At 73.5% G+C, this 21,741-nt stretch carries 19 protein-coding genes; 9 read left to right on the plus strand and 10 right to left on the minus strand.

The genetic code is table 11. The annotated features are described in order from the left end of the window. Positions 1–4: 4 nt before the first annotated feature. A complete protein-coding gene (locus ACQP2F_RS29520) occupies positions 5–1,570 on the plus strand; it encodes a glycoside hydrolase family 13 protein (RefSeq protein WP_433293002.1) in 1,566 nt (521 codons plus the stop codon). Here ACQP2F_RS29520 and ACQP2F_RS29525 read toward each other — a convergent pair. Continuing rightward, positions 1,560–3,851: a putative bifunctional diguanylate cyclase/phosphodiesterase gene (locus ACQP2F_RS29525; protein ID WP_433293004.1), complete on the minus strand. Its 2,292-nt coding sequence runs from the start codon at positions 3,849–3,851 to the stop codon at positions 1,560–1,562. The two genes, ACQP2F_RS29520 and ACQP2F_RS29525, sit on opposite strands and share 11 nt — an antisense overlap. A gap of 149 nt (positions 3,852–4,000) precedes the next feature. Here ACQP2F_RS29525 and ACQP2F_RS29530 point away from each other — a divergent pair, with 149 nt between their 5' ends. Further along, a complete protein-coding gene (locus ACQP2F_RS29530; protein ID WP_433293006.1) occupies positions 4,001–4,660 on the plus strand; it encodes an AMIN-like domain-containing (lipo)protein in 660 nt (219 codons plus the stop codon). A 27-nt stretch (positions 4,661–4,687) separates the two neighbouring features. Here ACQP2F_RS29530 and ACQP2F_RS29535 read toward each other — a convergent pair whose 3' ends face one another. The 7 genes from ACQP2F_RS29535 to ACQP2F_RS29565 are packed head-to-tail and all read right to left on the minus strand — an operon-like array spanning position 4,688 to position 12,020. Then, entirely contained in the window at positions 4,688–5,386 is a 699-nt protein-coding gene (locus ACQP2F_RS29535; RefSeq protein WP_433293008.1) for a M12 family metallopeptidase, read from the minus strand. A 17-nt stretch (positions 5,387–5,403) separates the two neighbouring features. Then, the gene (locus ACQP2F_RS29540) at positions 5,404–6,681 is read right to left on the minus strand and encodes a trypsin-like serine peptidase (protein WP_433293010.1); all 1,278 of its coding nucleotides are present in this window, start codon (positions 6,679–6,681) and stop codon (positions 5,404–5,406) included. A gap of 1 nt (position 6,682) precedes the next feature. After that, the gene (locus tag ACQP2F_RS29545; RefSeq protein WP_433293012.1) at positions 6,683–7,846 is read right to left on the minus strand and encodes a hypothetical protein; all 1,164 of its coding nucleotides are present in this window, start codon (positions 7,844–7,846) and stop codon (positions 6,683–6,685) included. Further along, positions 7,834–9,186: a protein phosphatase 2C domain-containing protein gene (locus ACQP2F_RS29550; protein ID WP_433293014.1), complete on the minus strand. Its 1,353-nt coding sequence runs from the start codon at positions 9,184–9,186 to the stop codon at positions 7,834–7,836. The genes ACQP2F_RS29545 and ACQP2F_RS29550 overlap by 13 nt, the downstream gene beginning before the upstream one ends. After that, a complete protein-coding gene (locus tag ACQP2F_RS29555) occupies positions 9,173–9,934 on the minus strand; it encodes a vWA domain-containing protein (protein ID WP_433293016.1) in 762 nt (253 codons plus the stop codon). The genes ACQP2F_RS29550 and ACQP2F_RS29555 overlap by 14 nt, the downstream gene beginning before the upstream one ends. Continuing rightward, complete coding sequence (locus ACQP2F_RS29560) at positions 9,931–11,397, minus strand: DUF4407 domain-containing protein (RefSeq protein WP_433293018.1); 1,467 nt, start codon at positions 11,395–11,397, stop codon at positions 9,931–9,933. Before ACQP2F_RS29560 ends, ACQP2F_RS29555 begins: the two co-directional genes overlap by 4 nt. Next, the gene (locus ACQP2F_RS29565; protein WP_433293020.1) at positions 11,394–12,020 is read right to left on the minus strand and encodes a hypothetical protein; all 627 of its coding nucleotides are present in this window, start codon (positions 12,018–12,020) and stop codon (positions 11,394–11,396) included. The genes ACQP2F_RS29560 and ACQP2F_RS29565 overlap by 4 nt, the downstream gene beginning before the upstream one ends. A 168-nt stretch (positions 12,021–12,188) precedes the next feature. Here ACQP2F_RS29565 and ACQP2F_RS29570 point away from each other — a divergent pair, with 168 nt between their 5' ends. The 3 genes from ACQP2F_RS29570 to ACQP2F_RS29580 are packed head-to-tail and all read left to right on the plus strand — an operon-like array spanning position 12,189 to position 14,442. Next, entirely contained in the window at positions 12,189–12,716 is a 528-nt protein-coding gene (locus tag ACQP2F_RS29570) for a gamma-glutamylcyclotransferase family protein (protein WP_433293022.1), read from the plus strand. Between the two features lie 60 nt (positions 12,717–12,776). Then, the gene (locus ACQP2F_RS29575) at positions 12,777–13,823 is read left to right on the plus strand and encodes an alcohol dehydrogenase catalytic domain-containing protein (protein ID WP_433293024.1); all 1,047 of its coding nucleotides are present in this window, start codon (positions 12,777–12,779) and stop codon (positions 13,821–13,823) included. Between the two features lie 34 nt (positions 13,824–13,857). Next, on the plus strand, positions 13,858–14,442 hold the full coding sequence (locus ACQP2F_RS29580; protein WP_433293026.1) for a hypothetical protein: 585 nt from the start codon (positions 13,858–13,860) through the stop codon (positions 14,440–14,442). Here ACQP2F_RS29580 and ACQP2F_RS29585 read toward each other — a convergent pair. Beyond that, a complete protein-coding gene (locus ACQP2F_RS29585; RefSeq protein ID WP_433293028.1) occupies positions 14,411–15,253 on the minus strand; it encodes a helix-turn-helix domain-containing protein in 843 nt (280 codons plus the stop codon). The genes ACQP2F_RS29580 and ACQP2F_RS29585 overlap by 32 nt on opposite strands. A 138-nt stretch (positions 15,254–15,391) precedes the next feature. On the opposite strand from ACQP2F_RS29585, the gene ACQP2F_RS29590 reads away from it, so the two are divergent. After that, a complete protein-coding gene (locus ACQP2F_RS29590; protein ID WP_433293030.1) occupies positions 15,392–16,195 on the plus strand; it encodes an SAM-dependent methyltransferase in 804 nt (267 codons plus the stop codon). A gap of 20 nt (positions 16,196–16,215) precedes the next feature. Here ACQP2F_RS29590 and ACQP2F_RS29595 read toward each other — a convergent pair whose 3' ends face one another. After that, the gene (locus ACQP2F_RS29595) at positions 16,216–17,328 is read right to left on the minus strand and encodes a DUF3500 domain-containing protein (RefSeq protein ID WP_433293032.1); all 1,113 of its coding nucleotides are present in this window, start codon (positions 17,326–17,328) and stop codon (positions 16,216–16,218) included. 36 nt (positions 17,329–17,364) lie between these two features. Between ACQP2F_RS29595 and ACQP2F_RS29600 the strand changes: the two genes are divergently transcribed. The 3 genes from ACQP2F_RS29600 (at position 17,365) to ACQP2F_RS29610 (ending at position 21,741) form a co-directional block, all read left to right on the plus strand. After that, entirely contained in the window at positions 17,365–20,322 is a 2,958-nt protein-coding gene (locus ACQP2F_RS29600; protein WP_433293034.1) for an alpha-mannosidase, read from the plus strand. A 121-nt stretch (positions 20,323–20,443) separates the two neighbouring features. Then, entirely contained in the window at positions 20,444–21,601 is a 1,158-nt protein-coding gene (locus ACQP2F_RS29605; protein WP_433293036.1) for a serine/threonine-protein kinase, read from the plus strand. Further along, complete coding sequence (locus tag ACQP2F_RS29610; protein WP_433293038.1) at positions 21,538–21,741, plus strand: hypothetical protein; 204 nt, start codon at positions 21,538–21,540, stop codon at positions 21,739–21,741. The genes ACQP2F_RS29605 and ACQP2F_RS29610 overlap by 64 nt, the downstream gene beginning before the upstream one ends.

The raw sequence follows: 21,741 nt of genomic DNA on the forward strand, positions 1-21,741 counted from the left end.
CCGCATGGACCCCTGGTGGCGCCACGCGGTGATCTACCAGGTCTACGTGCGGAGCTTCGCCGACTCCGGCGGCGACGGGATCGGCGACCTGCCCGGCGTCCGGTCCCGCCTGCCGTACCTGCGGGACCTGGGCGTCGACGCGCTCTGGCTCAACCCGTTCTACCCGTCGCCGCAGGCCGACGCGGGCTACGACGTCTCGGACTACCGCGACGTCGACCCGCGCTTCGGCACGCTCGCCGACGCCGAGGCGCTGATCGAGGACGCCCACGCGCACGGGCTGCGGCTGATCTTCGATCTGGTGCCCAACCACACCTCCGACCAGCACCCCTGGTTCCAGGCCGCGCTCGCCGCGAAGCCGGGCAGCCGCGAGCGGGCCCGGTACCTGTTCCGGGACGGCCGGGGCGCCCTTCCGCCCAACAACTGGCGGAGCGCGTTCGGCGGCCGGGCCTGGACCCAGGTCGCCGACGGGCAGTGGTACCTGCACCTGTTCGCGCCGCAACAGCCCGATCTGGACTGGACGAACGAGGACGTACGGGCGGAGTTCCGGTCGATTTTGCGGTTCTGGCTCGACCGCGGCGTCGACGGCTTCCGCATCGACGTGGCGCACGGCCTGGCCAAGGACCCGGCGATGACCGACCTCGGCCACGGCCAGGCCACCTCGGGCCCGGCCGTCGAGGGCCACCCGCACTGGGATCTCGACGAGGTGCACGACGTCTACCGCGACTGGCGGGCGATCAGCGACACGTACGCCGGCGACCGCACCTTCGTCGGCGAGGTGTGGGTGGCCGATCCCACCCGGCTCGCCCGCTACCTGCGCCCGGACGAGCTGCACACCGCGTTCAACTTCACCTTCCTGCTGGCCCCGTGGGACGCCAAGGCGCTGCGCGAGGCCATCGACGAGAGCCTGCGGGCGATGTCCGAGGTCGGCGCGCCCGCGACCTGGGTGCTGTCCAACCACGATGTGATCCGGCACGTCACCCGCTACGGCGGTGGCGCGACCGGCCGGCGGCGGGCCCGGGCCGCGGCCCTGCTGATGCTGGCCCTGCCCGGCGGCGCCTACGTCTACCAGGGTGAGGAGCTGGGCCTGCCCGAGGTCGAGGACCTGCCGGCCGATCTGCGTCAGGATCCGACCTTCTGGCGTACGAAGGGTGCCGACCCGGGACGGGACGGTTGCCGGGTGCCGCTGCCCTGGTCCGGCACCGAACCGCCGTTCGGCTTCGGCTCCGGCGGCACGTGGCTGCCGCAGCCACCGGACTGGTCCGGGCTGACCGTGGAACGGCAGTCCGCCGACCCGGCGTCGATGCTGTCGCTCTACCGGACCGCGCTGCGCCACCGCGCCGCCCTGACCGCCCTCTCCCCCGGCACGCTGACCTGGCTGCCGGCCGCCGAGAACGTGCTGGCCTTCGAACGCGCCCCCGGCTTCTTCTGCGTGGTCAACGCCGGCGAGCGCCCGGCCGCGATCCCGCCGGCCGTACCGGGGGAACTGCTCCTGGCCAGCGATCCCCTGACCGACAGCCGCACGCTTCCCCCGGCGACCGCCGCCTGGTACCGCGCGGAGGCTACGACGTAAGGGCGCGCTGGCGGGCCAGCAGGCGGGCGACGCCGTCGGCGTCCGTCGGCTCGGCCAGGTGGAAGCCCTGGCCGACGGTGTAGCCGAGCTCGCGCAGCGCCGCCACCTGCTCGGCGCTCTCGATGCCCTCCGCCACCGTCTCCAGGCGGAGGGCACGGGCGAGCTGGATCACCGCCCGGGCCACCGCCTGGCGGGCGTCGGCCGCCGCCGGCCGGCCGTCGTCGATCTCGATGCCGTCCACGAAGGACTTGTCGAGCTTGATGATGGCGGCCGGGAACGCCCGCAACAGCGAAAGCGACGACTCGCCGGTGCCGAAGTCGTCCAGGGCCAGCCGGATCCCCATCCGGTCGAGCTCGTGGAGCGCCCGCGACACCTGCTGCCCGCGCAGCACCGCCGACTCGGTCACCTCGAGCACCAGCCGCTCGCACGGCAGCCCGGAGTCGGCGAGCGCGCCGGTCACCTCGGCCACGAAGTCGGGGTCGTGCAGCTGGCGCGCGGAGACGTTGAGGCCGGCCTCCTGCAGCGCGTCCGGCCCGAACTCGGCCAGCCACGCCGCGGCCTGGCGGCAGGTCTCGCGCAGCACGAACCGGCCGAGCGGCACGATCAGGCCGGTCCGTTCCGCGGCCGGGATGAACTCGGCCGGGCTGACCACACCGCGCGTGGGGTGGTCCCAGCGGATCAGGGCCTCCACGCCGATCAGGCGATGGCCGTCAAGCCGCATGATCGGCTGGTACACCACGCGGAACTCGTCGTTCTCCAGCGCCCGCCGCAGCTCGCCGCCGAGCTGCATGTGGGCCAGCACCGGCTCGCGCATGCCGTCGGCGTAGCGCACGACGCCGGCCTTGCCCCGCTGCTTGGCCGTGTACATCGCGACGTCGGCGTTCAGCAGCACCGAGTCGACGGTGGCCCCGGGCCCGGCCACGGCGATGCCGATGCTGGCCTGCACGAGCAGGCGGTGCTCGCTGATCGGGCGGGTGAGCGCGGCCAGCAGCCGGGCGGCCAGCTCCTCCGGATCGGCGTCGCCGGTGAGCAGCACCGCGAACTCGTCGCCGCCGACCCGCACCGGCAGGCCGGCGTCGCCGACCTCGGACCGCAGCAGCCGGGCGACCGAGACCAGCAGCCGGTCGCCGATCCCGTGGCCGAGCAGGTCGTTGACGGTCTTGAAGTCGTCCAGGTCGACCAGCAGCACCGCGGCCGTGCCGGTGGTGGCCAGGGCGTTCCGCAGCCGGTCGCGGAACAGCGCCCGGTTGGCCAGTCCGGTGAGGCCGTCGTGGCTCACCTCGAACTGCAGCCGCTCCTCCTGCAGCCGGGTGTTCCACAGCAGCCGGTCGTTCTCCCGGTACGCGATGTACTGCCGGAGCGTGACCAGCGCGGTCACGGCGACGGCGGTGACCAGCACGACCCGGACCGGCCAGCGCAGCGGCGCGCCGAACGCGACCGCGATCAACGGCACGTCGGCCGCCACGATGGCCAGGTAGGGCAGCAGGACGCCGACCCGGGCCGGGTCCCGGCGTGGCCGGCGGCCGGCCCGGCCCTGCGCCGCGACGCCCAGCGCCACCAGCAGCGGGGCCAGCGGCATCACGATCGCCTGCGCCGGGATGCTGCCCGCGTACCCGAACCGGACCGCGAGCACGGCCACCACACCGGCCGGGACCCCGCCGGCGGCGGCGATCAACCGGATCGCGACGCGGTCGACCGGGCCGCCCACGATGTACGACACCTTCGTCGCGGCCGCGACCGCGACCGCGAAACCGAGCCCGTCGATCAGCATCGCCTGCCGGCTCCACGGCTCGCGGGCCGACAGCATCGGGGCCAGTCCCACGTACCACACCACGGCCGAGCAGCCGAGGAACGCGATCGTCCGGTCCAGCGCCATCCGCCACCGCTCGACGCCGCCGGTCGCGACGACCGGCACCCGGGCCAGCGCCCCGATGGCGAGCAGGAACCCGGCGATCACGCAGGCCGCGGCGGGCACCGGCATGCTGCGGGTCCGGGCCTCGGCGGCGTGGGCGAGCATGTCGGCGGCCAACCACGCGTACCCGAAGGAGATGACGGCGACGGCGAGCCGGACCGCCCGCCAGAAACGGCGCGCGACGGGATCGAGGCCCGGCCCGGCGCGGAGCATGCGGTGCACCGACGCGGCCGCCAGCCCGCCGGCGATCGGGACGAAGACGTACGCCCAAGCCTCGGTTCCCGCGCCGACCGTCAGGAACGCCACGCACCAGGCGGTTCCGAGCGCGGCGACGGCGGCGGTGGCCTGAACGTATCGCCGGGCGGTCACGGGCCGACCTTATCCGCCTCGATCGGCACCGGATCTCCTCCGAACGTTCCACAATTGCCGGGTCCGCGGACGGCACGAATCCGGGAATACGCCGGGCCCACCGGGGCCTAGCCTGGCCTTACTCAGCATCATCGACGGAGGCCACGGCCATGAAGGGAACGAAAGCACTCATCGTCATCACCGCACTCGCGGTCGCCGGCGGTTGCGCCGGCGGCACCTCCCCAGCCACCACCACGAACAGCGCCGGTACGCCGCGGAGCGCCGCCGCCCCCAGCCCTTCCCTCGCCGAGGCCCGCCGGACCACGACCGTCCCCGCCCCGGACAAGGCCCCGGCCACGACCACCGCCACGCCGGCCCGGGCGACCGCAACGGCGACGCCGTCCGCCTGGGCGACGACTCCCATCACCGTCCGCAACGATCCGCCGGTGCCGCCCCTACCGGTGGTCGAGCGGATCCGCTACGCCGCGCACCGCGACGGCTTCGACCGCATCGTGCTCGACATCTCCGGCGGCCTGCCCGGGTACACGGTGAGGTACGTGGACGAGGTGCGCCGCGACGGCTCCGACGAGCCGGTCTCGATGCCCGGCGAGGCCTTCCTGATGATCGTCCTGCATCCGGCCCAGGCACACCGGGCCGACGGCGCCGCGACCGTCAGCGGGATCCACCGCACCGGACTGGCCGGCATCAAGGCGTACGCGATCGTCGGCGACTACGAGGGCTACGTCTCGATCGCGCTCGGCCTCAACGGCGTGCGGAGGTTCCACGCCGGCGAGCTGAGCGACCGGATCTACGTCGACGTCGCCGTCTGATCGGTGAGCAGAGCGATGTCGCTCTGCTCACCTCGACGCGCCGCGCGGTGGGTAGATGTGCGCGGCGAAGGCGCGGTCGGCCGCCGACAGCTCGGTGTTCTCCGGGAACGTCCGGCCGTCGAGCGTCCACTCCGGCGGGAACGCGTAGAGCATCACCGACTCCGGGTCGAAGGCGGTGAACTGCGTTCGCGTGTCGCGGTAGCGGTCGAAGACGTTGACCGCGACGTCGGCGGTGGACCAGTGGTTGGGCGGGCCGGCCAGGGCGGCCAGCACCACGGGACGGTTCCAGGCGATGCCGGCGTCCGGGGACGAGTGCTCGTGGACCAGGCCGATCGCGTGGCCGAACTCGTGCCGGGCCAGGCGGGCGAGCCGGGCCGGGCCGGCGGCGGGCGCCTCGGCCAGCGACATGGTCGGCGCGCCGGGCGGGAACATCCGGCGGTTGCGGCTCATCATGCCGACCGCCGACCAGTTGCCGGCGCCGCGGAACGTCACCCGGATGTCGGCCGGCTCGGCGCCGACCACGGTGAACGTCAGGTTGGCGTGGTCGGTCCAGGCCGAGGCGGCGGCCATCACCCGCGCGCGCAGGCCGGGCGGCCCGTCCAGGAACCGGACCCGCAGGGCCGAGCCGGTGGGCCAGAAGTACCGGGGGTCGCCCGCGGCCTCGAGCCCGACCGCCCGGTCGAGGTCGAGCAGGCCGGGGATCCGGTCCACGCACAGGAACGACATGGGTTCTCCTCGCACGGTCAGGGGCCCAGCAGGTGGCCGAGGCCCTGGGCGTCCAGGTGCCGGACGATCGCCTGGACCGGCACCGCCTCGTTGCGGTGCTCGTCGAAGCCGGAGCGGTGCAGCCCGAGCAGCGTGAAGTCGAAGTCGAGGCAGGGCGCGCCGGACGAGCCGCCGAGCGTGTTGACCCGGTGGGTGAGCCGGTTGCCGCGCAGGTCGACGATGCCGTCGGGGGCCATCGCCATCTTGAGCGGGCCGCCGTTCGGGTGCTGGAGGATGAGCAGCTGGTGACGGGGACCGGCCGGGCCGGCCGCGGACCGCAGGCTCATCCACCCGCGTACGCCCGTGGGTGAGGAGGCGTCCCGGTCCCGGCCGACCGGCGCGTTCAGCCGCACCAGCGCGTAGTCCAGCCGTTCCGCGCCCTTCCTGCGCGGCCGCTGTCGCTCCGGCGGGCTGCTCGCGACGTTCCACTTGCGGGCGGCCAGCGTCGCCTCGCGCCCGCGGTCGACCTCGTCCCCGACCACCCGGTAGCCGAAGCGGAACCGGACCGAGGACGGCGGCGCCTGGCCGGTGAGCACGTCGGCCAGCACGTGGTGGTTGGTCAGCACCAGGTCCGGGCCGACCAGGAAGCCGGTGCCGTGCACCTTGCGGCGCGGCGTGTCGACCTCGATGTAGCAGGTACGCCGGATGTTCTGCTGCAGCTTGCGGCCGAAGTCCTCGGGGTCCTGGAAGCCGGCCGCCTCGTCGACCACGCTCTCGTCGAGCACCGGCGCCGGGTCGAGGCCGGCGTCGGCGGGCACGTCCGGCCGGTCCCAGCCGACGGCCGACGCCAGCAGCGGCAGCCACCGGTAGCGCTCGGCGCTGACGACGACCCGGGTCGCGACCTTGTCCATCGCCCGGGGGCCGGGCATGTCGCCCAGCTCCACGTCGCACTTGGCCAGCAGCATCTGCTCGAGCTCACGGTAGGTGGGAAAGGCCGTCCGCAGCGCCTGCGCGAGCGTCGCCCGGTCGCTGCTCGCCCGGTCCGGGCCGGGCGAGCACTCCACCCGTACGCGCCGGCCGGTCAGCGGCGTCGCCTGGCCGGTGATCCGGGTCCCGTCCACCTCGAGCCCGCTCGCCGACGGGTCGTCGGTGTAGAGGTACCAGCCGCCGATGAGCCGCACGATGAAGCCGGCCCGGCCCGGCGCCCGCGGGTTCTCGCTCACCGCGAGGCCGTCGGCGACGGTCTGGACGTAGGCCACCTTCCCGCCGGTCAGCCTCAGGCGGGACGTGCCGGCCTCGACGATCAGCTCGCTCACGTCAGGCGATCAGGGAGACGAGGACGACGACGAGGCAGAGCGCGGCGACACCGCCGGCGGCGACCAGCGCACGCGTACGCCGGGGGCCGGCCGGCGGCGGCGACCAGGACCGGGACCGGATCTCGGCGGCGGCGTAGCGGCGGATCGGCGACCCGGACGTGGCGTCGGGACCGTGCAGCCGGATGCCGGGCGGGCCGCCGACGCCCGCCGGGCCGGTCCACGAGATGCGCGGCAGGCCGGTGCGCGGCAGCAGCGGGCCGCCGATCGGGTTCCACCCGTCGAGGGCCGGCTTGCGGTGCGGCATCGGGATCGAGGCGCGGGCCGGGAGGCGCCACTGCTCGCCCAGCCGCGCCCACTCGGCGAGCTCGGCCGGCCCGCACTGCCCGGTGCGGGCGGCGCAGAGGAACCGGGCCACCGGCTCGGTCAGCTCACCGCACAGCTGGTCGAAGACGGGATCGCCGGGCTCGGCCGCGATCTGGGCCACGTCGAGGTTGAGCGTCGTGGTGACGATGACCTGCGCGAGCCGGGCGTAGTCGACCTCCGGCCGCGGGTCGTCGACGTCCGGGATCACGTCGCGCATCTGGTCGGGGGCGAGGTTGCCGGGGATCACCGGCGCCCAGTGCTCCCCGGTCATCGAGTCGCAGTCGACCAGGTAGACGCCGTCGCCGGCCGCGCGGACCAACACGTTGTACGCGTGCAGGTCGTTGATCACCACACCGCGCTCGTGGAACCAGGCGACCGCCGCGATCAGGTGGCCGAACGCGTTCCGCTTGACCGCCACCGGCTGGTCGCCGGCCAGGGTGTCCAGTGTGCGCGGCTGCCGCCCGGCGATGAACTCGCGTGGGGCCTGGGGCAGCAGCAGCCCGGCCAGGCGGTCGCCGTCCCAGACCAGGTGCCGCACCCAGGCCGCGCCCACGTTGAGCCAGGCCCGGTCGCCGGCGGGACGGTCGCGGTGCCAGGCGAGCATCTTGCGCAGCTCGTCCGGGCGTACGGCGTCGCGCAGCTCGTCGTGGTAGCGCTTGAACAGGTACGGCTCGCCGGCGTACGTCACCTGGCCGACCTTCGCCGTTCCCCCGTCCTCGAGGTCCAGGGGCACGTCGGGGGCCGTCGCCGCCCGCAGCTCGTCCAGGCGCACGTCGGTCTGCGTCACGGTCAGCCCAGCCACACGGCGACCACGCCGCGGTCGTCGGACTCGTCGCCGTCCTCGGGCGCCACCACGCTCAGGAAGTCCAGCGGCGCCGGCGCCTCCCGGAACTCCAGCGCGACCCGGGTCGACCACCAGCCGGGCTGGGCGATCGGCTCGGCGAAGCCGTCGGTCGCCAGCATCAGCATGTCGCCTCGGGCCAGGTCGCGCCGCTCGGTCCGGGGCACGGGATCGGTCGGCAGGTCGCGGGTGGCGTGGCTGACCGGGCCGGCGCCGGCCGGCCCCCGTTCCAGGTGCACGGCCGACCAGCGGCCGTCCCGCAGCACCCAGCCCTCGGAGTCGCCGACGCCGTGCACGGTCAGCCGCGCGCCGGAACCGGCCGGCGCCAGCTCGGCCACGACCAGCGTGGTGCCCGCGTCGGCGGCCACGCCCGGGCCGAACTGGCGGCGCAGCCCGTCCGCGACCGCCCGGAAGAGCTGGGGCCCGAGCTGCGCGAACGGCCGGCCGCCGGGCCGCTTCAGGCAGAGCCGCAGGGAGGCGCGGACGGCCTCCCGGGCCAGCGGCCCGGAACCCGGCAGCGAGCCGAGACCGTCGGCCACCGCGACGAAGAGCGTGCCGGTCGCCGGGTCCCAGGCCGCGCCGACCGCGTCCTGGCCCTCGCTGCCGTCGGCCGAGTGCAGGCCGCCGCGCCAGGCCGCGCCGCGCACGTGCATGCGCGGAGCCGAGTGCGGCGGCGCGCACCAGCCCGAGAAGAGCGAGGCGTGCGAGCGGCAGTCGACGACGGCCGTGCCCGGCAGCGGCGGCCCGGCGGCCCGGTCCGGCGCGGGCGAGGGCTCCCGAACGGGCGGCGCCACCGGCGCGCCCGCGGCCCGGGAATCGGGCGCGGCCTGGGAAACGCGCGCGGCCTGGGAATCGGGCGCGGCCTGAGAAACGGGCGCGGCCTCGGAAACGGGCGCGGCCTCGGAAACGGGCGCAGCCTGGGAAACGGGCGCAGCGCGCGAGACCGGCGCAGCCTGGGAAGGTGGCGCGAACTGGGAAGCGGACGCGGCGGGCGCGGCCGCCGGGCGGAAGAGCGGCGGCTGCACGGCCGGCATCGTGGCCGGCGGCGAGGCGAGGACCGGCGCGGCGGCAGCCATCGCGACCGCACCGCCGGGACCGGACCGCCGGCGCGGCGAGAAGAGCCGCCACGGCCGGGGCCAGCGGCGCGGCCGGAGCCACCGGCGCGAGCGGGGCGACCGGCGCGGGCGGAGCCGCCTCGGCGCCCGGAACAGCACCGCGAACATCAGCATGATCGCCACCAACAGCGCCAGCATGGTCAGCATGAACAGCGCGAACAGGCGGCCGAGCTCATCGTGCTGCATCGCGGGCCGCCCTCTCCATGCCGTCCGGCGTCGTCATCAGGCGGTCCCCGGCGCGTACCGACCGCTTGATGCTCTGCGTGATGCACTGGTGGATGCTCGTCGCGAGGCCCTCGGCGCGCGCGCCGGCCTTGGCCAGGAACGCGTTGCGCTGGTCGCCGCGCGAGGAGCCGGTGGCCAGGTCCCACAGGGTCCCCTGGTGTTCCGGCCGCACGCTGATCGCCGCGATCCAGGCCTGCATGGTGCCGTTGACCAGCCGGTCCCGCTCTCGCTGCCAGGCCGCCTGGGGCTGGTTGCGGCCGCCGACGTAGGGCGCGCCGTCGGTGATGATGAAGACCAGCGGCGGCCGGATCTGGGCCCGGTGGCCGAGCCGGCTGGCACTGAGGTTGATGCGCTGGAAGTCCTCCAGGTGCGTGTCGGCCAGGTAGCGCAGGGCCGCCGCGTAGTCCGTCTCGTGTCCCATCTCGAGCTCCGGGAACGACTCGGTGAGGCTCAGCGACGTCATCTCCCGGAGCACCTGCACCCGCTCGCTGAACGCCAGCACCTTGATCCAGACGGTGGGCCTGGCCCAGGCCGCGCCCTGGAGGCTGAGGACGAGCTCGCTCATCATCGGCCCGAAGACGTCGAGCGAGCTCCGGCCGTGGTGGTCCGGGCGCTGCATCGACTCGGAGACGTCGAGCAGCAGGTAGATCGGGTATTTGCGGAGGACGGTGCGCTGCGGCCCGGGCGGCGCGGCGTCCAGCCGGCTCACCGGTCGGCCCAGTCGGTGCGGGCCGGCCGGTCCTGCCAGGTCTGGTCGGGAGCGGCGGCGGGCGGCGGCTGCTGCGGCACCGGCGGCACGGGCGGCGGCGCGTCCACGACGTCGCCGGGCGCCGCGGCGATCTGCATGGTGAGGGTGGGCGCCTCGCCGATGATCTGCAGGGTCCGGCGCTCGACCTCGGCGTGCATCGACGCCTCCAGCGCCTTGCGCTCCCGCATGGCCTCCCAGCGGATCCGCTCGCGCCCGGCCCGGAACTGCATGAGGTAGCTCTCGCTCCACAGCTTCGCGCCGTACGAGTCCCGCTCGGCGAGGGCCTGGTTGACCTCGAACTGGCTGCTCTTCTGCCGGCGCAGCCGGTCGGCGACGATCTCGTCGTACGCGGTGACCCCGCCCAGCAGCTTGACCAGCACCGGCAGCGAGTCGATGAGGATCAGGAAGATCCGCAGGGCCCACTCGCCGGCCCGGGCGTAGCCGTTGTCGCTCGTGATGTGCCCGAGTGTGCGCATCCGCTCGAGCAGGCCGAGGTCGCGCTGCCGCTCGCGGGCCTGGGCGACCTCGGCCGCGATCGCGGTCTTGCGGGCCCGGACGAAGGCGTCGGCATCCTGGCCGAGGGCGCCGGTCAGGCTCTTGATCCGGCCGTCGAGGGCGGCCACCTCGTCGAGGTTCTCCTTGAGCCGGTGGTCGGTGCGGTACTGCTCGGCCGTGGCGCGCAGCCGCCGGCAGCTCGGCCCGACGCCGAAGCGGCCGGACAGGCCGGGACCGCTGGTGCCGTTGCACTCCTTGGCCGCCTGCCGCTCGATCTCGTCGAGGGCCTCGCTGTCCCGCTGCACGGTCGCGGTCAGCGTCGCCATCTGCGCCTTCAGCCCGGCGATCTCGCCCTGCTTGCCCTCGGCCGACGCCTCGGCGATGGTCAGCCGGCGGCCCTCGCAGCGGGGGCCGGCCGGAACCGGCGCGGTGCCCGGCACCGGATTGCAGGCCAGCAGGTCGCTCTCCAGCGTCAGCAGGGCGTCCTTGCGCTCCTCGCCGGCCCGCTCCACCACCGTCGCGTCGAAGGCGGCCAGCACCAGCGGCTCGGCCACGACCACCCCGACGGCCGAGGCCAGCACCAGCCGGGGCAGCAGCCGCACCAGACGGTCGCGGGCCCGCACGCCGGCCGAGGAGGCCATCAGCCACCGGTCCACGCTGAACACGAACGCGCCCCACAGCAGGACGAAGACCGCCGCGTACGGTGGGAAGCCGCCGAACACGAAGGCCAGCGCCACCGACATCGAGAACATCGCGATCAGCGCGGTGCCGGCCACGACGCCGCCCATCGCGGTGTAGCGGGTGCGCTCGGTGTCGATCCCGTCGAGGATCCGCTCGTCGACCCCGGCCGCGCGGCGCAGCAGCAGCGCGAGCTTCCCGCCCCGTTCCCGGGTCAGCAGGTCCTCGGTCCGGTCGTTCATGTCGGTCATGCCTCGGGCCACCAGTAGTTGTCGCCCGCGGCCACCGGCCCGGCCGGGACGACGTCGGTCGCGGCGGCGCCGACCTCCACGTCGACCAGGGCGGCGTCCAGGCCCGGGATCATCAGGGGTTGCAGCTCCGCGTACGCGGTGAACATGGCGATCATCCGGCGCTTGAACGCCGACCACTCGGCCGGCCGGCGCAGCGGCATCGACAGCGCCGTCATCCGGATCTGCGGATAGGCCAGCAGGTAGTGCACGAGCAGCGGCTCGAGGTCGGTGACGCCGGCCTCGAGCAGGTGCACCGGGTCGTCGACCCGGCAGCGGAACCGGGCGCCGACCCGCACCTCCAGGCCCGGCTCGAACGACGGCAGCGACGTCTCGGCGCTGACCATCCGGGGCGCGATCGAGACCACGTGTATCGCGATCGCGCCGCGCAGGGCCGGGTCGCCGCGCCGAAGGCCGTACTCGACCCGGCGGAACCCGGCGCCGGACTGCGCGACCAGGCACGCGCCCGGCTGCGGCGGCGGCAGCTCGACGACCTCCGGCGCGAACCAGCGCCGGAGCCGGGGGGCGGGTGCGGCGAGCGGTGCGGAGGCCAGTACCGGGTACGGCTCCCGCTCGTCATCGTCCACTCCACGCTCCCCCTCCGGCGGCCGTCGCTGCACCGGTTAACGGCGCCCCCGTGGCGAGGTGGCGGCCATTCGGAGACTTCGAACTTTCGTCGCCGCGACCGGTCCGTTCGGCCTATCGGCCGTCGTCCGGGCGGTCCAGCCGGGGTGCGTGGGGCCTAGGCTTCGAGCATGGCGGCCGTCTTCGCGTACGGGTCATTGATCGCGCCGGCCACCATCGCGCGGTTGGCGGGCCGCCCGGTCGTCGCGGGCCACGACTATGCCCGGGCGCGGCTCACCGGCTGGTCGCGCAGCTGGAACGTCTGCACCGACAACACCGGCGACGGCCCGGTGACGTACGAGGACCCGGCCGGCGGCACCCGCCCGGCGATCCAGGTGCTGTTCCTGACGATCGAGCCCGGCGCCGCCGTCGACGGCGTGCTGTTCCAGCTGCCCGACGACGGGCTGCCCGCGCTCGACGCCCGCGAGGGCAACTACCGCCGGGTCGCCGTCGACGTCGACGGCTTCGGACCGGCCTGGACCTATGTGGCCAAGCCGGAGAGCGCCGCCCGGGCCCGCCGCGGCATCGCCGAGGGCACCGCCCGGATCCGGCGGCAGTACCTGGACACCGTGGTCGCGGCGCACGCGCACCACGACGGGCTGCCGCCGCCCGGCCCGCTGCCGGCGCCGGTGGTCGAGCTGATCCGCCGGGCCCGCTGAGCGCACGGCGTCGCATATTGCGACGGCCGGTGGGCCCGGGCGCCGATAGCGTCGGTCGCCATGAAGGCTCTGGTCTATCACGGCCCCGGGCGCAAGTCCTGGGAGGACGTTCCCGACGCGACGATCCAGGAGCCGACGGACGTGGTCGTCCGGGTGGACACCACCACGATCTGCGGCACCGACCTGCACATCCTGCACGGCGACGTGGCCGCCGTGACCGACGGGCGGATCCTCGGGCACGAGGCGGTCGGCACGGTCACCGCGATCGGCGACGCGGTCAAGGGGTTCGCACCCGGCGACCGGGTGCTGGTGCCGGCGATCACCAAGTGCGGCCGTTGCGCGTACTGCCAGCGGAGCATGCCGTCGCACTGCCAGACCGTGGGCGGGATCGGCTGGATCTTCGGCCACCTCATCGACGGGACCCAGGCCGAGCTGGTGCGGGTGCCGTACGCGGACACGTCGCTGTACGCCGTGCCCGAGGACGTGACCGACGAGCAGGCGATCTTCCTGGCCGACGCGCTGCCCACCGGGTACGAGGTCGGGGTGCTGGCCGGCGAGGTGCGCCCGGGCCACACCGTCGCCGTGGTCGGCGCCGGCGCCGTGGGACTGGCCGCCATCCTGACGACCGGGCTCTGGGGCGCGTCCCGGGTGATCGCGATCGACACCAACAAGTTCCGCCTGGAGAAGGCGCTCGAGTTCGGCGCGACCGACGTCTTCGAGGCCGGCGAGGGCACGGCCGGCGACGTCTTCGCGCTCACCGACGGCCTCGGCGTCGACGTCGCGATCGAGGCGGTCGGCTATCCCGGGACGTTGCTGGCCGCCGCGTCGCTGGTGCGGCCGGGCGGCACGATCGCCAACATCGGCGTGCACGGCGTCCCGGTCGAGCTGCCGATGCAGGACATGTGGATCAAGAACGTGCGGCTGACCATGGGCCTGGTCGACACGGTCTCGATCCCGACGCTGCTGAAGATGGTCGCGAGCGGCCGCATCCCGGCGGAGAAGATGGGCACGCACTCGTTCACCTTCGGCCAGATCGACGACGCGTACCAGGTCTTCGGCAACGCCGCCGCCAACGCCGCGCTGAAGGTGATCATCAAGCCGGCCTGACACCACCGGCCCGTCGCTGCTAGGTTCCGCTGCGATGGACATCGTCGTGACCGGCACCCCCTCCGCCGACCGCCGCCCACCGGCCTGGCCCCGCTACCTCATCGGCCTGCTCGTGGTGGCGGTCGCGGCGGTGGCCTGGCTGTCGCGCGCCCGTCCGTCGCAGCCGGCTCCCTCGACCGCGATGGTCAGGGTGGTGGCCGGCCTGGTCGAGACGGGCACCGGGATCTCCTACGAGACCAGCGACGCGGCGAAGGACTTCGTGGTCCGGGTCGACCTCAAGAACTTCAATCACCTGCCCGTTCACGTACGGGCGGAGACCGCGCCCGATCATGCCGGCTTCGAGCGGCTGGCCGCCGCCGTGCTGCCCGGCGCCGCGGAGATGCAGACGCGCGGCTACGACGCCGTCGAGGCCGCCTCCTACGCCTCGGTGCCGCTGGACGGCGACGCGCAGGCGGCGCTGGTCGTGGCCGGCCGGGTCGACTGCGCCGCCGGGCCGGCCGGCGACGGCAAGGTGACGCTCCAGGTCGACGACCAGCGGACCACCGTGACGCTGCCCCGGGTGGGCGACCAGACCTGGGTGACCGCGGTCAGGAACCAGCTGTGTCGTCGAGGTCGCTGAGGATGCGGCGCAGGATGGCGGGCGTCTCGCTCAGCGGCGCCGCCTCGATGAACAGCCGGCCGATCACCGCCGAGTAGCGGTCGACCTCCTCGCGCTTGTCGAGGTAGAGGCCGCCGGTCAGGTAGTCGATGTAGACCACGTCGGACAGCTCCTGGTAGGGGAAGCGCAGCACGCTGAACGCGCCGCCGGACGCCGCGTGCCCGCCCGAGGCGAACGGCATGACCTGCAGCCGTACGGTGGCGGAGCCGGTGAGCTCGAGCAGGGCGGCGATCTGCTCGCGCAACACCGCGCGGCCACCGATCGGCCGCCGCAGCACCGCCTCGTCGAGCACCGCCCACAGCTTCGGCGCGTCCGGCCGGCTCAGCAGGGCCTGGCGTTCCATCCGCAGACGGGTCCGGCGGTCGATCTCGGCGCCGGCCGACGCGTCGTAGCCGAGACTGATCACGGCGCGGGCGTAGGCCTCGGTCTGCAGCAGGCCCGGGACGAACTGCACCTCGTACGTCCGGATCAGCTCCGCCGCCTGCTCGAAGTCCAGATAGGTCTGCAGCCAGGTGTCGAGCACGTCGCCGTACGGTTGCCACCAGCTCGGGGAGTTCGCCTCGCGGGCGAAGGCGATCAGATGCCGGCGCTCCTCCGGATCGTCGACGCCGTAGAGGGTCAGCAGGTCGGCGATGTCGCGCTCCTTGAAGCCGACCCGGCCCAGCTCCATCCGGCTGATCTTCGACTCGGACGCCCGGATCGGGTCGCCGGCCTGCTCACGGGTCAGCCCGGCGGCCCGGCGCAGGGCACGCAGACGAGAGCCGAGCTGCATACGGCGTACGGTGGAACCGCCGCTCTGTCCCTGGCTCACCTGGCCCGCCTGCCCCGACGTCCACAGTGGAACTTGATGATCGTCGGGCGATAGCATACCCACGAACGGAGCGATCCGAACCTTGACGGGAGCCCAGGCATGACCGACCCCGGCGCGAAGCTCGACACCAGCATCCCGCACTCGGCCCGGGTGTGGAACTACTGGCTCGGCGGCAAGGACAACTTCGAGGTCGACCGGGCCGTCGGCGACCAGTTCTCCGGCTTGTACCCGGACATCACGGTCGTGGCCCGGTCGTCGCGCGCCTTCCTGAAGCGGGCGGTGACGTTCCTGGCCCGGGAGGTGGGCATCCGGCAGTTCCTCGACATCGGCACCGGCATGCCGACGGCCGAGAACACCCACCAGGTCGCCCAGGCCGTCGCGCCCGACGCCCGCATCGTCTACGTCGACAACGACCCGCTGGTGCTGGTGCACGCCCGGGCCCTGCTGACCGGCACCGGCGAGGGCGCCACCGAGTACATCGACGCCGACCTGCGCGACCCGGCCGCGATCCTGGAGGCGGCGGGCCGCACGACGCTCGACCTGACCGAGCCGACCGGCCTGATCCTGATGAACATCCTCGGCCACGTACCCCAGCTCGACGAGGCCGTCTCGATCGTCCGGCACCTGATGGGCGGGCTGCCGTCCGGGAGCTACCTGGTCACCGCCGACGGCACCAACGTGCTCGACGGGCCGGCCTTCGAGGAGGCGATCGGCGTGTGGAACGCGAACGCCCCGCTGTCGTACCACCTGCGGCGCCCCGAGGAGCTGGCCCGTTTCCTGGACGGCCTCGAGGTCGTCGACCCGGGCCTGGTCCCGTGCAACACCTGGCGCCCTTCCCCCGACGCCACCGGCGACGACCGGCGCGAGGTCGACGAGTTCGGCGCCCTCGCCCGCAAGCCCTGACCGCCCGCTCCGCTCAGGCGCTAGTGGTGGTCGCGGCGGTGGGTGGCCAGCACGTCGAGGCCGAAGTCGTTCTCCGGGTCGCGCCAGACGGAGTGGGCGTGGTTGGCGTTGCGCTGGGTGTTGTCCCACTCCAGCAGCAGCCGCGGGCCCTGCACCCGGTAGTAGTGCGGCGCCCCGGGCTCGGTCGGGCCCGCCCACGCGAAGTGCACCGCGTCGAGAGCCGCGTCGTCGTAGGACGGTGCCACCGCGGCCGGCACCCGGCCGAAGTACGTGTCCAGCAGGGCGCGCAGCACCTCGCGCTGGTCCGGCGACATCGCGGCGCCGGCCACGCCCTTCGGGACGGCCGTGTACTCCAGGGCCGAGTGGTCGGACTCGGTGTAGCCGGCGGCGGCGTCGATGGCGTCGCTCAGGGCCTGCAGCTTGGCCTGCTCGGCGGGGTCGGGGAAGCGCTCGTCGCGCCAGATGCCGGCCAGCGGGATGACCCGGTTGCCGGTGGCGACCGTCGTGCGGTTGGCGGTCACGAAATCGGACGGCGCCTTGGGCGAGAGCACGGCCACCCGCGGATCCAGCGACTTCACCAGCGTACGGGCGAGGTCCTCGACCCGGCCCAGCGGCCGGTTGACCGCGCCGCCCAGGAGCTCGGACGACGCCGGATCGGCGCCCATGAAGCACGGTGTGGTGGCGGCGACCGCGCCGCCGACGACCAGGTTGTTGAGCGAGACGTGATGGCCGCCGAACCGCCAGCCCCAGGTGCCGCCGGGCGCCGGATCGCCGAAGACGCGCAGGTAGTACAGGCCGGGGTCGCGGCCGCGCTCACGGTCGAAGCGGGCCACGAAGCCCTCGGTGTGGTCGAGGACGTTCTCCAGGCCCATCGTGGTCGCGACCGTGACGAAACCGGGCCGCGACAGGCCGGACGCGACCAGGCGCATCGCCGCCCGCTGCTGGGCCGGGCGCTGCTGATGGAGGGTCAGGCCACCATGGTCGGTCGGCGTGTAGAACCAGCGGCGGCGCTCGGCATCGGACGCCTCCGCCGACGGCATCGGCCCCACGGCGATCGCACGCTGGTCGGCGGTCAGCATGTCGAGCCACGCGCGGGCGGCGGCGGCCATCGCCGAGGCGAGCTCCTCGGTCATCCCGCCAATCTACCGAGCCGTGGGCATGATGGGCGGATGCACGACGACATCCCGCTCACCGTCGGGCGCGCGACCCGCGTCCTGGCCGAGCGCATCCGGCCCGCGGTCCACGGCGACAGCGTGCCGCTCGAGGTCGCCTGGCACGCGCTGCCCGGCGAGCCGATCCCGCCCGCCGCCGGCCTGGCGCTGGACTACCAGCCGTACACCGTCGGCACGCCGTGGGGCCCCGCCTGGAACACCACCTGGTTCCGGCTGCGCGGCCGGGTCCCCTCGGCTTGGCGGGGCCGGCGGGTCGAGGCCGTCGTCGACCTCGGCTTCGACGAGAACATGCCCGGCTTCCAATGCGAGGCGCTGGTCTACCGCCCGGACGGCAGCCCGGTGAAGTCGATCAACCCGCGGAACCGGTGGATCCCGGTCGGCGACGGTCCGGTCGAGCTCTACCTCGAGGCGGCGGCCAATCCCGTGCTGCTCGACTACCACCCCTTCCGGCCCACCCGGGAGGGCGACATCGAGACCTCGTCGCCGCGGCCGTTGTACACGACCCGGCGGATGGACCTCGCGCTCCTCGACGAGCAGACGTACGAGCTGGCCCTCGACGTGGAGGTGCTGCTCGAGCTGCAGGCCGTCCTGCCCGCCTCGGCGCCGCGCCGGATGCGCGTCCTGCAGGCGCTCGACGACGCCCTCGACGCGCTCGACCTGCAGGACGTCGCCGGCACCGCGGCTCAGGCCCGGGCGCAGCTGGCCGGGGTGCTGGCCGCGCCCGCCGAGCACAGCGCGCACCACGTCGCGGCGATCGGCCACGCGCACATCGACTCGGCCTGGCTCTGGCCGGTGCGGGAGACCATCCGCAAGGTGGCGCGCACGGCCGCCGGCATGGCCGAGCTCATCGATCTCGACCCCGATTTCCGGTACGGGATGTCCAGCGCCCAGCAGTACGCCTGGCTCAAGGAGCACCGGCCCGAGGTGTGGGACCGGGTCGTGAAGGCGGTCCGTGACGGCCGGTTCATCCCGCTCGGCGGCATGTGGGTGGAGAGCGACACCGTGATGCCCACCGGCGAGGCCATGGTGCGGCAGTTCACGTACGGGCAAAGGTTCTTCCGCGAGGAGTTCGGCATCGAGTGCGAGGGCGTCTGGCTGCCGGACAGCTTCGGTTACTCCCCCGCGCTGCCGCAGCTGATGCGGCGGGCCGGATTCCGCTGGTTCTTCACCCAGAAGATCTCGTGGAACCAGGTGAACCGCTTTCCGCACCACACCTTCCTGTGGGAGGGCATCGACGGTTCCCGTGTCTTCACCCATTTCCCGCCGATGGATACGTACAACTCGCAGCTCTCCGGCGCCGAACTGGCCCTGGCGGCGTCGCAGTTCCGGGAGAGCCGCTTCGCCTCGTCCTCGCTGGCGCCGGTCGGCTGGGGTGACGGCGGTGGCGGCACGACCCGGGAGATGGCCGGGCGGGCATCGCGGCTGCGCGACCTCGAGGGCAGCCCGACCGTCCGGTGGGAGCATCCGAACGACTTCTTCGAACGGGCCCGGGCCGAGTTGGCGCACCCGCCGGTGTGGGTGGGCGAGCTCTATCTGGAACTGCACCGGGCCACGCTGACCAGCCAGCATCGGACCAAGCAGGGAAACCGGCGCGCCGAGCATCTGCTCATCGAGGCCGAGCTGTGGGCGGCGACGGCGGCGGTGCGGGCCGGCCATCGGTATCCGTACGACGAGCTGGACCGGCTGTGGCGGGACGTGTTGCTGCACCAGTTCCACGACATCCTGCCCGGGACGTCGATCGCCTGGGTGCACCGGGAGGCCGTCGCCGCGTACCGGCGCATCGAGTCGGAGGTCTCCGCGCTCATCGCCGACGCGGGCCGCGCGCTGATCGGCCACGGCGACCGCCCGATCACGCTGAATCCGGCGCCGTTCCCGCGGGACGGCGTTCCGGCGCTGTCCGCCGCCGTCGCGGAACCGCCGTCCGGATCGGTAGCCGTCAATGGGAATGTGCTGTCGAACGGAATCGTGTCGGTGACCGTCTCCGACCAGGGACTCATCACCTCGGCCGTCGATCTGGCCACCGGGCGCGACGTCGTCCCGGCCGGCCGGGAGGCCAATCTGCTGCAGCTGCACCAGGATTTCCCGAACCGCTGGGACGCCTGGGACGTCGACCGTTTCTATCGCAACCGGGTCACCGATCTGCGCTCGGTGGAGTCGATGTCCTTCACCGAGGACGATGCCGGCGCGCACGTCACCATCGTGCGCGCGTTCTCCCGGTCGCGGGTCGAGCAGACGCTCACCCTCGCCCCCGGCAGCCGGGTCCTGCGGATCGACCAGAAGACCGACTGGCACGAGACCGAGAAATTCCTGAAAGTCGCATTCCCCTTCGACGTACGCGCGGAGCACGCCGCCGCCGAGACGCAGTTCGGCTATCAGAAACGGGTCACGCACACCAACACGAGCTGGGAGGCGGCCAAGTTCGAGGTCTCCATGCACCGTTTCGTGCTGGTCGAGGAGCCCGGTTTCGGCGCCGCCCTGATCACCGACTCGACCTACGGTTACGACCTGACCCGCGAGACGCCGATGACGACCACGGTCCGGCTCTCGTTGCTGCGGGCGCCGCGCTTCCCCGATCCGGAGACCGACCAGGGCCGGCAGACCCACTCGTACGGCCTGGTGATCGGCGCGTCGGTGGCCGGGGCCACCGAGGCCGGCATCGCCCTGAACCTCCCGGCCCGGGTCGTGCCCGGCGACCACGGCTTCGAGCCGCTGGTGTCCGTGGCCGGCGACCCCGGCATCCTGATCTCGGCCGTGAAGCTGGCCGACGACCGCAGCGGCGACCTGATCGTCCGCCTCTACGAGTCCCGGGGCCGCCGCGCCGCCGGCACCCTGCACGTCCACACCCCCGTCCGCGCGATGCACGAGGCGTCCCTGCTCGAGCGCCCCGAGGGGCCGGCGTCGCCCTCGATCAGCCTGACCCCGTTCGAGCTGCGCACGATCCGCCTGATCCGCTGAGGTAATCCTCAAGCGGTACACCGCTCGGGTAGTTCCTGCGGTTCGATCAATCGATGGGCCGGGTCCGGGTCGCGAAACATAATGTCTCGCGACCCCTTTTCCCGACCGGAGGCAGTTGGCGATGGATCGATATTTTCCCGCCGCGTACGACGCCGTGCGCGTCCTCGGGGAGGGCGGCATGGGAAAGGTGTGGGAATCGATCGAGCGCGGCTCGGGAATGCGGGTTGCCCTCAAGCTGCCGTCGCCGCGCTCGGGCACCGAGAACCTGCTGCGGTTTCAGCGCGAGATCCGGCTGCAGAGTCAGCTGACCCACCACAACATCCTGCCGATATTGGATTTCGACGCCGACGCGGAGGTGCCGTGGTTCGTGGCGCCGCTGGCCGTGGGCAACCTCGACGACACCCTGCCGAAGGTGAGCACGACACAGGCGCTGGCGCTCTACATGGACGTCGTCCGGGGCATTTCCTTCGCCCATCGGAACCGGGTTCTGCACCGTGATGTGAAACCGGCGAATGTCCTGGTGTTCGAGTCCGACAACGGCGACGGAATGTACGCCGCGGTCTCCGATTTCGGGCTGGGCCGCAACTACACCCGGGACACACCCTTCCAGACCGAGACCGGCGTCGGCTTCGGGACCGAGGGGTTCGCCGCCCCGGAGCAGTGGCTCGATCTGCGCTCGGTCGATCATCGCGCCGACATCTTCAGCCTCGGCCGTCTCCTCGAGTACGTGCTGAGCGTCGTCGTGCCGGCGGACTCGCCGCTGGTGCGCCGGCTGGAGTACTGCATCCGCACCTCCACCGCGCGCAACCGCAACGAGCGCTATCAGAGCGCGGACGAGCTCGCCGCCGACCTGCGGCTCGCGCTGGACCGGCCGACGTCCCTGCAGCGCCCGGTCGACACTGTGCTCACCATGGTGCAGGGACTGCTCGAGAGCGGCGTGTTCGACGGGCCGGCCACCCGGGAGCTTGCCCAGTTCCTGCTCGAGAACCGGCACGACTACCGGCTGATGCTGAGCATGCTCCCGCGGATCCCGGCCCGGCTGTGGGCCGCGCTCGCCCGGCACCACGCCGCGGTGCTGCCCGCCGTGCTGGAGAGCTACGTCGAGATCCTGGAGAGCCCGCTCGCCGTCGACTCGGCGATGGCGGCGATGCGGCTGCTCGAGGAGATGCTGGCGGTGTCCCCCGCCCCCGCATCCACGAGCTCAGTCTCAAGGCGATGCTGCGGCTGGCGATCCGCTACGAGATGGGCGAGTTCGGCTACATCGTGTCGCGCAGCCTGATCGAGGAGCGCGACGCCACCGTGATCCAGGTCCTCTCCCGGCACCTGCGCGACGATCCCGACGCGGCCGCCTGGTGCGCCCGCCATCTGGGCCGGGCCGGACTGCCGCCACTGTTGCGCGACGCGATCCAGGCGGCCTGA

Source organism: Actinoplanes sp. CA-030573 (genome assembly GCF_050951115.1).
GTDB lineage: Bacteria > Actinomycetota > Actinomycetes > Mycobacteriales > Micromonosporaceae > Actinoplanes.